This is a genomic window from Arthrobacter sp. KUASC02, assembly GCF_059739395.1.
The window spans coordinates 1-12,095 of sequence record NZ_AP046053.1; the positions used below are offsets into that span (position 1 = coordinate 1).

At 64.0% G+C, this 12,095-nt stretch carries 12 protein-coding genes and 2 tRNA genes; 5 read left to right on the top strand and 9 right to left on the bottom strand.

Features of this window, described 5'->3' with window-relative positions; translation table 11 throughout:
- Positions 1–773: PASTA domain-containing protein (locus AC6JAC_RS00005; protein ID WP_497962976.1), on the top strand; the 773-nt coding region annotated here is incomplete at its 5' end.
- 74 nt (positions 774–847) lie between these two features.
- Here the strand turns inward: AC6JAC_RS00005 and AC6JAC_RS00010 are convergent.
- Both AC6JAC_RS00010 and AC6JAC_RS00015 read right to left on the bottom strand, forming a co-directional pair.
- On the bottom strand, positions 848–1,489 hold the full coding sequence (locus tag AC6JAC_RS00010; RefSeq protein ID WP_028272340.1) for an aminodeoxychorismate/anthranilate synthase component II: 642 nt from the start codon (positions 1,487–1,489) through the stop codon (positions 848–850).
- Between the two features lie 170 nt (positions 1,490–1,659).
- On the bottom strand, positions 1,660–2,448 hold the full coding sequence (locus AC6JAC_RS00015) for a class E sortase (RefSeq protein WP_028272338.1): 789 nt from the start codon (positions 2,446–2,448) through the stop codon (positions 1,660–1,662).
- Positions 2,449–2,624: 176 nt separating this feature from the next.
- Here AC6JAC_RS00015 and AC6JAC_RS00020 point away from each other — a divergent pair, with 176 nt between their 5' ends.
- Positions 2,625–2,879, top strand: a complete 255-nt coding sequence (locus AC6JAC_RS00020; protein WP_028272337.1) for a cell division protein CrgA — start codon at positions 2,625–2,627, stop codon at positions 2,877–2,879.
- A gap of 100 nt (positions 2,880–2,979) precedes the next feature.
- On the opposite strand, the gene AC6JAC_RS00025 is transcribed toward AC6JAC_RS00020, so the two are convergent.
- A complete protein-coding gene (locus AC6JAC_RS00025) occupies positions 2,980–5,265 on the bottom strand; it encodes an immune inhibitor A domain-containing protein (RefSeq protein WP_497962978.1) in 2,286 nt (761 codons plus the stop codon).
- A gap of 153 nt (positions 5,266–5,418) precedes the next feature.
- On the opposite strand from AC6JAC_RS00025, the gene AC6JAC_RS00030 reads away from it, so the two are divergent.
- Positions 5,419–6,030: a DNA-3-methyladenine glycosylase I gene (locus AC6JAC_RS00030; RefSeq protein WP_028272335.1), complete on the top strand. Its 612-nt coding sequence runs from the start codon at positions 5,419–5,421 to the stop codon at positions 6,028–6,030.
- A gap of 959 nt (positions 6,031–6,989) precedes the next feature.
- On the opposite strand, the gene AC6JAC_RS00035 is transcribed toward AC6JAC_RS00030, so the two are convergent.
- Positions 6,990–7,871 carry a rhomboid family intramembrane serine protease gene (locus AC6JAC_RS00035; protein ID WP_028271894.1) on the bottom strand — a complete coding sequence of 294 codons (882 nt, stop codon included), beginning with the start codon at positions 7,869–7,871 and terminating at the stop codon, positions 6,990–6,992.
- Between the two features lie 6 nt (positions 7,872–7,877).
- Positions 7,878–8,423: a peptidylprolyl isomerase gene (locus AC6JAC_RS00040; RefSeq protein WP_028271893.1), complete on the bottom strand. Its 546-nt coding sequence runs from the start codon at positions 8,421–8,423 to the stop codon at positions 7,878–7,880.
- 154 nt (positions 8,424–8,577) lie between these two features.
- Here AC6JAC_RS00040 and AC6JAC_RS00045 point away from each other — a divergent pair, with 154 nt between their 5' ends.
- Both AC6JAC_RS00045 and AC6JAC_RS00050 read left to right on the top strand, forming a co-directional pair.
- Positions 8,578–9,513: a hypothetical protein gene (locus AC6JAC_RS00045; RefSeq protein ID WP_028271892.1), complete on the top strand. Its 936-nt coding sequence runs from the start codon at positions 8,578–8,580 to the stop codon at positions 9,511–9,513.
- 132 nt (positions 9,514–9,645) lie between these two features.
- Positions 9,646–10,521, top strand: a complete 876-nt coding sequence (locus tag AC6JAC_RS00050) for a glycosyltransferase family 2 protein (protein WP_028271891.1) — start codon at positions 9,646–9,648, stop codon at positions 10,519–10,521.
- A gap of 24 nt (positions 10,522–10,545) precedes the next feature.
- Here the strand turns inward: AC6JAC_RS00050 and AC6JAC_RS00055 are convergent, their stop codons facing one another.
- The 4 genes from AC6JAC_RS00055 to AC6JAC_RS00070 all read right to left on the bottom strand — a co-directional run bounded on the left by AC6JAC_RS00055 (position 10,546) and on the right by AC6JAC_RS00070 (position 12,033).
- A complete protein-coding gene (locus AC6JAC_RS00055) occupies positions 10,546–11,460 on the bottom strand; it encodes a DMT family transporter (protein ID WP_497962981.1) in 915 nt (304 codons plus the stop codon).
- Positions 11,461–11,636: 176 nt separating this feature from the next.
- A tRNA-Ala gene (locus tag AC6JAC_RS00060) sits at positions 11,637–11,712 on the bottom strand.
- A 71-nt stretch (positions 11,713–11,783) separates the two neighbouring features.
- Positions 11,784–11,936, bottom strand: a complete 153-nt coding sequence (locus AC6JAC_RS00065) for a DLW-39 family protein (RefSeq protein ID WP_231511296.1) — start codon at positions 11,934–11,936, stop codon at positions 11,784–11,786.
- Positions 11,937–11,959: 23 nt separating this feature from the next.
- Positions 11,960–12,033: transfer RNA gene (locus AC6JAC_RS00070), tRNA-Ile, on the bottom strand.
- Positions 12,034–12,095: the final 62 nt, after the last annotated feature.

Consider the following 12,095-nt stretch of genomic DNA (forward strand, 5'->3'; position numbering starts at 1 on the left):
GCCGTCGGACGTGGATTGCCACCTTGGTCATTTTCACCCTGCTGGTCCTGGCCGGCGGCGGCCTCTGGCTGTACAACATGATGAACCAGCCGCCGCCTCCCGTGGCGAAGGTCGACGTGCCCGCCGTATCGGCGCTCACCGAATCCGAGGCGCTGCAACGGCTGTACAACGCGAGGCTGAGCCCTCAGATCAACAGGCTGCCGCACGACACCATCACCAAGGGAACGGCCATCGGCACGGTGCCGGCAGCCGGTACAGCGATGGAACCCGAATCGAAAATAACCCTGAACATCTCCGACGGCCCCAGCGCCGTCAAAATCCCGGCTGATCTGCCGGGACGCACGGAAGCTGCTGCCCGGGACGTCCTGCGGCAGATTGGCCTAGCGGGCGCCCCCGGCACCACCATGGCGAACAGCGCCACGGTGCCGGCGGGAATCGTGATCACCACCAAACCTGCTCCGGGCGAAACCGTCGCCGTCGGAACCACCGTGGAAATCGTGGTGTCCACCGGCAAGGTGGCCATGCCCGAACTCCGCGGCCTGCCCAGGGCGGAAGCAGAGACGGCACTCAAGAACCTTGGCCTGGGGATCGACGTGAAGGAAGTCGAGAACTCCGAAGTTGAACCGGGCAAGGTGACAGAGCAGAGTGACGCGGTCAATGCGCTGGTGGAGCAGGGGAAGACCATCAGCATTGTGGTTGCCAAGGCGCCGGCGCCCAAGCCCACACCGACCCCCACGCCTACGCCTACCGAGACGGGCCGCAACCGCGACTAGGGGCCGCGCCCCGGCTTCCGGGCCCCGGCCGTCAGTTGGATGCCGTTAGCGCGATGCCGTAAGTCCTGGTGCCGTTAGTGCTGGATGAGCGGGCTCAGTTTGGCGGCCCGCTCCGCTGCGCCGGTCATGCCGAGGGATTCCAGCCAGTTCCCCAGCATCTGGTATCCGCCTTCGGTGAGGACCGACTCCGGATGGAACTGCACGCCGCAGAGCGGTGCCGTCCGGTGCTGCAGGCCCATGATCACGCCGTTCGCTGTCTGCGCGGTGATCTCGAGGACGTCGGGGATGGTTTCGCGGACAGCAGCCAGGGAGTGGTAGCGCGTGGCCGTGACAGGGGAGGGGAGTCCGGCGAAAACGCTGGCTCCTTCATGCTCCACGAGGGATGTCTTCCCGTGCATCAGTTCCGGGGCATGCGTCACCGTGGCGCCGTAGGCCTCAGCCAGCGCCTGGTGCCCAAGGCAGACGCCGAACATCGGCTTGCTGTGGCTGCCGCACCATTTGATCAGGTCGATGCAGACGCCTGCCTCCGCGGGGGTGCCGGGACCGGGAGAGATGAGGACGCCGTCGCGCGCGTCCGCCATCTCTATTGCCTCGGCGAGGGTGACGTCGTCGTTGCGGACCACCGTCGTCTCGGCGCCGAGCTCCTGGAGGTATCCCACCAGGGTGTAAACAAAGCTGTCGTAGTTGTCTACGACCAGGATCTTGGTGGCGCTCATTGTCGAGTTACTAAACCAATCGTTGAGTCGGTGAACTGTGTGAACTGTGACATCCAGGGGAAGAGGAACTGAACCATCAATACCAGCACGCCGGCAAGCAGCACCAGCGCCGTGGCAATCCTGACCCATAGCGGTCCCGGCAAGTGGCGGAAAATCCATCCATACATGGGTCAGCCCTTCCCGAGTGCTTTGGCCACCTGGGCCGCGATTTCTGCCGGCGGTCCCGCCGACGCCGGCTGCCAGTGCTCCAGCAGGGAATACGCTATGATGCGCTCCTGCGAACCGAAGCGGGGATTGCAGCTGGTCATGGTGAGGTAGGCCTCCGTGGGCTTGGCTGCGGGCTGGGTGGGCACCGGAAGCAGCACGTCAGTGGCCGACGGAAGCACGATCTGGTTGTTCCGGAAGACGTAGACATAGAATCCGTCCCGGGTCTGGACATAGATCTTGTCGCCGGGCACGAGGGTGTGGATATTGTCCAGGACGGCCCCGTGCGTCTGGCGGTGGCCGGCCACGGCGAAGTTTCCGGTGGCCCCGGGCATCGCCGTGTCGCTGTAGTGGCCAAGGCCCAGCGTGTCCAGGACGTCCGTTGAAGTTCCCTGCACGATGGGCCGGGTGTAGTCCGCCCCGAAGCGGGGGATGTACATGATGCCGATGGTTTGGCCGTGTCCCGGCGCTTCGGCAACCTTCGGCGGACCGTAATCGGCGGGGGCGGATGCCGCCGGGCCGGGCGACTCCGCCGGGGCAGGGGAACCACCCAGTTCCTGTGCGAAGTTCTTGATGGTCTCGCTCTGCTTGGCATCGGATTCCACATTGGTCCACCACAGCTGCCAGGCGACGAACAGAAGGAGGACGACTCCCACCGTAATCAGCAGCTCGCCCACGATCTGGATCAGTGTCCGGAGAACTCCGACGCCGCGCGCCGGCGCGGCAGCGGTCGTCTCCTTCTCCAGCAACACCACGTGGTCTCCTCAATTGGCGGCATGGGCTGGCGCGGGTGTGTTCTGAACTACAGCTAGAATTGGCTGCTAGTAAGAATTCAGACCTGACCCAAGGCGCCAACCCCGCCGGCATGTTCCTTCCTGCAGGATATCAAGCCGGAGGCCCCGCCCTTGATTCAGCCCGACGAGGAGGACCCGTGCCCGAGTCAAAGCCACGAAAGAAGACCGCCGCCGCGGACAGGCCGGCTTCTGCATCGCAGGCATACAAACCCAACGCGGTGTGGTTCAAGCCCGTCATGTTTGGCCTGATGATCATCGGGCTGCTGTGGATCATCACCTTCTACATCAGCGAGGGCGCACTCCCTGTCAGGGCGTGGGAATCCTGGAACATCGTTGCCGGATTCGGTATCGCCATTGCGGGGTTCCTGATGACCACCCGCTGGCGTTCCTAGCCACAGATTTTCCCGGGCTCTTATCTGACCCCACGAAACCTGCGTCACAAAAAAAGTCGGACCGGCATGTGTGCCGGTCCGACTTTTTTGTTGCCTGCGCCTACTTCAGTGCAGGGTTGACCACGTGGATCGCCAAGTCCGTGCCGGCGTCGGAGGTTACGGAAATCTCCACGCCGTGACCTGCAACCTTGACGCTCCCGTAGGGGTTGTCGGCGCTGTAGTAGGCCAGCGGATCGCTGTCTTTGAAGACGCTGATCGCGGCGCTGCTGACGGCGCAGGCGTCAAGGTAGCTGAATGACGAACTGCGCTTGGTGCCGGTCTGCACTTCCTTCGCGATGCAGAGCGGATCCGTGTCCTCCAGGCCGAACGTTGCGTCGAACGGCTGGCGGCTGTTGCCGGGCATGGTGCCGTCGGACCACTTCAACGGCGCGGGCCTGGCATCCACCGGCAGGGCCGAGCCGGCACCGGGGTGGGCCGAAACGTTGTTGTCCGCGTAGGAGTCGTCGATGTACCAGACCAGCATGCCGTTCTGGTACTTGAAGAAATCGACCCAGTTCGGTTTCGTGATGCTGTGGGTGAAGGCATAGGGCCCTTCCGCCAGCGTTGCGTCGTAGCCCACGTACTCGCGGTTCTCCACGAGGTAGTACTGCTCGGTGGTCTGCGTCACCGAGCCGCTGCTGAGCTGCCACTGGCCGCCGGCAGTCCACGTCCCTGCACCGGACTCGACGTCGTCACTGAGGATCACGGTCTTGCCCGCTGAGATCTTCACGTCGTCAATGAAGGCACCCGGGTTATGGACGCCGCCGTCGGTCTGGTACCTGAAGCGGAACAGTGATTCGAGGCCGCCAGCGTCGTAGGAGTAACGCACCTGCCCCCACGCGGCCGCTCCGCTGAGCGCACGCCCGGCGGATTTCCAGGTTTTGCCGCCGTCAGTGGAATATTCGCCGTAGAGGAAATCGTAGTTCGCCTCGATGTCGTACCAGGCGTTCGCCGTGACGGTCACCCTCGACTGTGCCGGGACGGCATGGGTCAAGGATTCGTTGAGGCCGTCCGCGCTTCCCGTCCACCACGCGTTGCTCCCCGAGGAGGGAACGGTGTATTTGGTGGTGGTGGTCTTGTCCGGCAGGTTGACCTTGACGGCCTGGTCCGTGCCGTCGGCCTGAAGCTGGGACGGGTTCAGGACGAAGTCACCTGTGGTTCCCAGTTCCACCTCGCTGTGGTCCAGCCAGCCGAGGAAGAGCTTCTCCTCGGGTCCCATCAGACCCGGGGTGGTGCCGATTCCCGCCCCGGCCGCCGCACCGTGGCCCAGCCAGGAACCGGAGCTCATGAGGGTCCAGAACGCCGTGCTGTTGGTTGCGGCCCCAGTGGTGTCATAGAAGTCCGGCAGTCCGAGGTCGTGTCCGAATTCGTGGGCGAAGACGCCGACCCCGCCGTTCTCAGGTTCCGTGGTGTAGTCGCCGAGCCAGTATTTCGAGGAACCGATCCGGGTTCCGCCGGAGAGGTTGCCTTCCGGTCCGGCGGAACCGAACTGGTTGCCGTAGGCGTACCAGCGGTGGGACCAGATGGCATCCTCGCCCAGGGCCCCGCCGCCGCCTTCCTCGCCTTCGCCGGCGTGGACCGCCTGGAAGTGGTCGATGTAGCCATCGGGCTCATCGAAATTGCCGTTGTTGTTGAAGTCGTAGCGGTCCCAGACATCGAACTGGGCAAGGTAAGCGTCAATTTCAGCCGGTGTCTTGCCGGCTGCCACCTGGGAATCCCACCAGGCATTGCCGGAGTCCCGCACAAACGCCCATGAACCGCCGGTATCTTCGGTGGCGTTGTCGCCGTAGAAGGATCCGTTGTTGGGCACCGTGACCCAGTCCGTCACGGTGTTGGTCACCGAGTACTTTTTGTTGGAAACGGCCTCGTAGTAGCCCTTCATCGATTCACCGCTGCCGTTGAAGAGTTCTTCGTAGTAGGCGGGGCTGAAATCCTTGGTCCAGAGCGTGGTGTTGTCCACGGCACGGTCCGGTTCGGCAATCGTGTTGTGCAGTGGGCCAGGTGCCGTTCCGAAACGGCCCGAGCCCTGGGTGCCGAACTCGGCGAGGACGGTGAAGATCTTGTCCTGCTTGGCCGTTTCGACCTCGGCGAACTTGTCCGGCGCCAGTTGAACCACGCCGTCGCCATTGGCTTTCGCCTGCCCCTTGGCAACCTTTTCAATGGCCGCCTTGCGCCGTTCCACGAGTTCCTTGGTCCGCGGTCCGGGGCGGTTGTCCTGCCGGACTGCCGCAGCGGGGCTGGTTGACCCGTCGTCGACAGGTGGTGCGGCTACGGCCGGGGCCTGGATGCTGAGCATCCCGAGAACGACCCCCGCCACGCCAGCCACGGCAATTTTGGTTTTCCTCACACGTACCTCCCAGTAATTTGTGATCAGAGCCACAGCATAATGTGAGAGTCGTCGTTCGGCTATGAATTTGCGCGAAGGCCGGGGCATGTCCGGCGCAGGTTGCTGAATATGCTGGACGCAGCACCACCTCGCAGGAAAACCTAAGGAACCCACATGACCCCGGATGAACGCGGCACCATCGTCGGCAATGACGGCCTGGCCCGCCCGCCGTGGGCGGCCGTGGATGCGTTGCTCCAGGAGTACTACGACACCGAGTGGGGCATGCCCGTCCGCGACGAGCAGGGGCTGTTCGAGCGCATCAGCCTGGAGGCCTTCCAGGCCGGCCTGTCCTGGGCCACCATCCTGAGGAAGCGGCCCGCCTTCCGGTCCGCGTTCCACAACTTCCAGCCCGATGCGGTGGCCGCCTTCACCGACGACGACGTCGAGCGCCTCATGCTCGACGCCGGCATCGTCCGGAACCGGCTCAAAATCAGGGCGGCGATCACCAACGCCCGGGCAACCATCGCGCTACGGAATGAAGGCGGGCTGGTGGACTTCGTCTGGAGTTTCCAACCGGACGTGACTCCGAGTCCGCTCACACATGGCGAGATCCCCACAACATCGGCCGAGTCCATTGCCCTATCCAAGGCCCTGCGCGCCAAAGGCTTTGCATTCGTGGGGCCGACCACGATGTACGCGCTCATGGAGGCGATCGGCATGATCGACACCCATCTTGTTGACAGCCATCGTCGCGGCTCGTCCGGCGTGTGGACTGACCGGGCCTGAACTTATCCCGGTCCTGTGGGGAAAGTTATCCACAGTGTTGATAAGTCTCGGCAGTTTAGGCGAACGTTCCGCGGGCCATGGCCTGTGAGTCACCGGGACTCCGGACGAATCACAGGGCCGACAGTTATTAACAGTGTGGATTGCCTGTGGATAACCGGTTCCGGATGGTAAATCCCCAAGAATGCCGCGCTGGTCCTCCATCCACCCCGCCGGTTCGTGCAGTGAACCGCGGCGGGCAGGGCGGGCAACGAACCGATTTAACTTATCCACTTAAGAACAAGGCTATCCCCAGAAGTTATCCACAGGTGGGGATAACGCAGGGGATAAATCACAGATCTAAGGCCCAATCAGGCTCCAACGCGCCAATTTACATCCTGTGCCTCGGGCGTCAGGAGTTATTAACAGTGTGCATAACCTGTTGAAGAGGGCCCGGGCGGCGCTCAATCGGCGTCGGGATCTGCCGTCTAAGAGCCAAATGTGGTGCACAGGAGGCCGGTTTCCCCCTGCGCGGCCTGGCACTTGCTGGCCGCATGCCCGATTCCGGGCCCTGAAGCACCTCACAGTTGCCCGGTCGCAGAGGACAAAGTTGTCCACTTAACCACAACCCCGCCGGTCTCCGTTATCCACAGTTGTGGACAACCTGGACCACTCCTGTCGATAATCGCCAGCTGGCAAGGGCATCACCGGGGAAGGGGGATGAACTACAAGCATGTAAGTTACCAACAGTGTGGATAACCTCTGTGGAAAACTCCTGGAGAGGGCTAGGGTGCCGGCGCAAGAGGTGGTTACGGTGCCCTCAGGCGGGGTGCAGATATTGGCAGGTAGGGTCCCCGCGGGGAGCGCCCGCAACACCACGTCACAGCCTGAAGTACCGCGGGCTGCGACAGAGAGAGCGCAGGCGCCGCGGAGGCGGGCGTGCTGGGGTGCTGAGGGGAGGAGGGTATGAAGGCGGGGCGTGTTTAGGCGCCGGCCATTCGCAGCCAGGTGGCGCCGGCGAGCAAAGCCAGCACCAGCACCAGGCCGGCCGACTGCCAGAGCCAGCGCTGCGGGCCACGGGGAACGTAGGCGATGGCTGCGGCGCAGGCAGCGCCCGTCACCAAACCGCCAAGGTGGGCCTGCCAGGCAATCTGCGGGACGATGAAGCCGATGACGCCGTTGATGGCGATCAGTACCCACAGTTGCTTTGTGTCACCGCCGCGGTGACGCTGGACCACCAGCATGGCGCCGAAGAGTCCAAAGATTGCGCCGGAGGCGCCCACGACTCCGGCGAGGGGCTGGCCCGGAGTGTAGGTCGGCGTCAGTAGGAGATAGCCGACCGATCCGCCGACGGCGGACAGTAAGTAGAGCGCCAGGAAGCGGATGCGCCCTAGGAGGGGTTCCAGCGCCTGGCCGAACATCCACAGCATGTACATGTTCAGCACGATGTGCAGGATGAAGCCTTGGGAGTGGAGGAACGCCGAGGTCAGCATGCGCCACGGTTCGAAGACCCCGTACTCGGGGGTGGCGTAGACCGTGGCGAAAGCGAAGTTCTGGTAAATCCCGTCGTTGGGGACTATCCACTGCAGTACAAAAACCAGCGCGCAGGCTGCGATGATCCCGAACGTCACCAGGGGCCGGCCGGCAACAGCGGTTCCGCCGTAAACGGTCCTGGCTGCCGGCGTCGTACGTTTTGTTTCGTTGACGCAGTCAATGCATTGGAATCCGACGGCGGCCGCCCGCTGGCATTCCGGGCATGCCGGGCGCCCGCAGCGCTGGCACCGGACATAGGAAGGCCTGTCCGGGTGCCTGGGGCACACCGGAATCTGCGCGGACGGCTCGGCCGCCGGAATTCCGTAACTCATGGGGTGTTAGAGCTGCTCGACGTCGATGCTGTTGATAACGACGTCTTCGACCGGGCGGTCGCCCATGCCGGTGCGGACACCTTCGATGGCGTCAACGACCTTCTTGGACTCCTCATCGGCAACTTCGCCGAAGATGCTGTGCTTGCCCTGCAGCCAGTCGGTGGGGATGGTGGTGATGAAGAACTGCGAGCCGTTGGTGCCCTTGCCCATCTGGATGCCGGCGTTGGCCATGGCCAGCTTGTAGGGCTGGTTGAAGGTCAGCTCGGGGTGGATTTCGTCGTCGAACTTGTAGCCCGGTCCGCCCACGCCGCGGCCGAGGGGATCGCCGGCCTGGATCATGAAGTCCTTGATGATGCGGTGGAAGATGGTGCCGTTGTACAGGGGGGTGCCGGTCTTGTCCTCACCGGTTTCCGGGTGGGTCCAAGCCTGCTCGCCCGTGGCCAGGCCGACGAAGTTCTTGACCGTCTTGGGCGCGTGGTTGCCGAAGAGGTTGACGACGATGTCGCCGAGGCTGGTGTGGATGGTTGCTTTTGCAGTTGCGATGGCAGTCATAGGCCCATTGTTCCACGTCGGGCTATTGCACATCAGGCCTGCCGGGCAGTTCCGCGCTAGGTGAAATCGGCTGGAAATGGCCCTGATGAATAGCCGGTGCGGGGCAATCCACGTAGGCTAACAACAGAACCGTCACATTAATCGGGAGGTAGTTGTGAAGAAATCGGATCGTATTGCCCGTGACCTGGAGCAGTCAGTCAGCAGCGCGGTAGAGAACGCCAAGGATTGGGCAGCCCCCCGCGTTGAAGCAGCCGTCGACTGGGCGGTTCCCCGCCTGCAGCACGGTATTGACACCGCTTCCCCAAAGATCCAGGAGGGGCTCAAATCGGCAGCCCACAATCTGGCCGACGGCGTTGCCACCGTGACGCCGCGCATCCAGGACGGTCTCGCGCACCTTGCGCCGAAGATCCACGATGCCGTAGACGGCGCCACCCCGCGTCTCCACGAGGCGCTGGACAAGGCCGCCCCGGTGATCCTGAATGCCCGCGACCGCGTCGTAGTTGAATACCTTCCGCGGCTCTCGGACCAGATCGGCCACGCTTCGGAGGCCGTACACCGCACGCTGGAAAGCGCGCCCTCCCATGTGGATGCCGTAGCCCAGAGGCTTGCGGACTCCGGCGTTGTGCACTCCATTCAGGATCAGGCCCAGGCCGCAGGCCACCAGCTCAAGGCTGCTGCCGCGGAGGCCACGCGCGTTGTTACCGGTGAGGTGGCCAAGCCGCAGAAGCCCAAGCACCGCGGACTGTTGATTTTCGGCGTCATCGCCGCAGCCGTCGCCGCCGGTGTGGCCGCGTGGAAGGCTTCCAAGCCCGTGGAGGATCCTTGGAAGACACCTGCTCCTGTGACGCCCGCGCCCGTTCCGGCCACAACCGTCAACGACGTGAGTGCCACGGCCGCCACCGCCGGTGAGAAGGCTGTTGACGCAGCTGACTCTGTTGCTGCAGCATCCGGCGACGCCGCTGCGAAGGCTGATGAAGCGGCCGAGGACGCCAAGGACCAGGCAGCCGCCGTTGCCACGGACGCCAAGACTGCCGTGAAGAACATCGCATCCAGCATGAACAACGGTGCCGCAAAGCCCACCGACACGTAAAGCCCGGCCGTCGCCGGCCGGTACAACAACGGAGGAGCCCCGCACGCAAAATGTGCGGGGCTCCTCCGTTGTTTCCCGTACCTTCACCCGCCGTCCCGGGCTGGGACGCCCAAGGGTGCTAAATTTGTGGTGATGTCACCCGATAGATCCGCCGAGGATGCCTCGCACGACGCTGCGCTTATGCCGGGCGTATCCATCGTCATACCGGCATATAACGAGGCCAGCGTCATCAGGCAGTGCCTTATTGCGGCCATCTACCAGTCGGTGCCGGCCACGGAGATCATTGTTGTGGACAACATGTCCAAGGACCGCACGGCAGACATCGTCAGCCAGATGCAGCAGGAATACCCTGAGAGCCCCATCATCCTGCTCACCCAGGACAGGTCCCAGGGCCTCATTCCCACCCGTAACTTCGGCCTCAACCACGCCACCGGCGACATACTGGGCCGGATCGACGCGGACTCCGTGGTGGAACCGGACTGGGTGGAACAGGTCCAGAAAGCCTTCCTTGATCCTTCCGTCCAGGCAGCCACCGGTCCGGTGGTGTACTACGACATGCCGATGCGCCGCTTCGGCCTGAAGGCCGATGACAAGATGCGCCAGCTGATGCTCAAGCTGGCCAAACACCAGTACCACTTCCTCTTTGGCTCGAACATGGCGCTGCGCCGCTCGGCTTGGGAAACCATCCGCGGAGAAACCTGCCGGGATGAGAAAGACGAGATGCACGAGGACATCGACCTGTCCCTGCACCTGGCCGACCATGACCTGCGTATCCAGTACTGGCCCCAGATGGTCTCCGGTATGTCCGCCCGCCGCCTCGAGGATTCTCCTCGCGACTACCGGTACTACGTCACCAGGTTCGACCGGACGTACAAGGCCCACAACGTCAAAAAGATGGCCCTCAAGGCACCGATGGTGGTGTTCTTCTCCGTCTACTTCCCGGCCAAGCTCCTGCGCGCCATCCACACGGTCAGCTCCGCCCAGCCGGTGCGCCGCGGCGGCCAGTAGCGTCGGCCCGGCCCTTTCCGGGCCTCAGTCCGTGCCCAGCTCCGCCACCCGGGGCTCGCCGGGTCGTTCCGGCCTTCTGCGCCGCTGGCCTGCCACCACGACGGCGAGCCCGACCAGGATCAGCGCCAGGCCGGCGTAGGTGCCGCCCGGCAGGCTCTCATCCAGGAACACAGCCGCCAGCAGCGCGGCACCGGGAATCTCCAGCAGGATGATCATGGACACCAGCAGCGGGCTCATGGTGGCCAGCAAATGGTTGAACGCCGTGTGCCCCACCAGCTGCGCGCACACGGTGATGGCTACGATTCCCAGCCAGCCGGCTGCCTCGAAGCCCACCAGCGGCTGCCGGGAGATCAAGGCAAGGAGCGCCACCACGGCCGCGCACATGCCGTAGCAAAGCGTTGTGTAGGTGCCGGTGCCCATGGTCTCCCGAGCCTTGCCGCCCGCGAGGGTGTAGAGGCCCGCCAGGGCGCCGCCCGCCACCGCCAGGAGGTCTCCCAGCAAGGCGTCTGGGGAGGTGCCCATGTCGAAGCCGGTGATGGCCACGACGCCGCCGAAGGCCATTCCCAGGCCCACCAGAACCTGCCAGCGGTGCCGTACGCCCCGGAACAGCTGGAAGACCGCGATCCAGCCCGACTGGAGGCAGACAAGCGCTGTAGCCGCCGCTACCGAGGTGAGCTGGAGGGATGTGATGAAGCAGGCGAAGTGCAGTGCCAGGGCGACGGCGGCCAGGACCGCCCAGCGGAACTCGCGGGGCGTCACCCGGCCGAACTGCCGTGGATTGGTCACCAGGACCGGCGAGGCCATGACAGCGGCTCCAATGGCGTTGCGCCAGAAGGCGATGGCCAGGGCGCTGACAGAGGTGGCGCCCAGCGTAGCGGCAATGAGGGGCCCGGAAGAGGCCACCCCCAGGACGCCTAAAGCGGCGAGGAAGAAGTTCACCGTTCCAACACTAGCGGCCGGGACATGAGGGGCCGGGACGGCGCCGGGCTGCCTGGCGGGGTGCTGCCGAGCCGCCGGACTGTCTGACTGCCTGGCGGGCTGCCGGACTGCCGGACTGCCTGGCGGGCAAAGCAAAAGGCCCCGGACTGCGTTTCCGCATTCCGGGGCCTTTCTTATGGTGGAGGCACGGGGACTCGAACCCCGAACCCCCTGCTTGCAAAGCAGGTGCGCTACCAATTGCGCCATGCCCCCATAAGAAGCAACCCGTCAATCATACCCTAGTTCCGGAACGCTTCTGACCAGCGTCCGCACCAGGATCCGGACTATTCGACTGTGTCAGTCGAATCGCTCCAGACCGTTTTCCGGGCTTCGGATTCCTGCACTTTCTTGAAGAGCAGCGCGCCTGCGATAGCTACTGCAACAACCAGCAACTTCTTCACATGCACCCCGTTCCGGTTCGGTTTTACCCGAACCATTTTCAAAACCTGTGCAGGTTCCGTGGGCGTACCAGGACTTGAACCTGGGACCTCTTCGTTATCAGCGAAGCGCTCTAACCGCCTGAGCTATACGCCCCGATGCCTCATCGGGCCGAGACATGACTTTACAGCACATCCCGGCCCGATCTCAAATCGAGG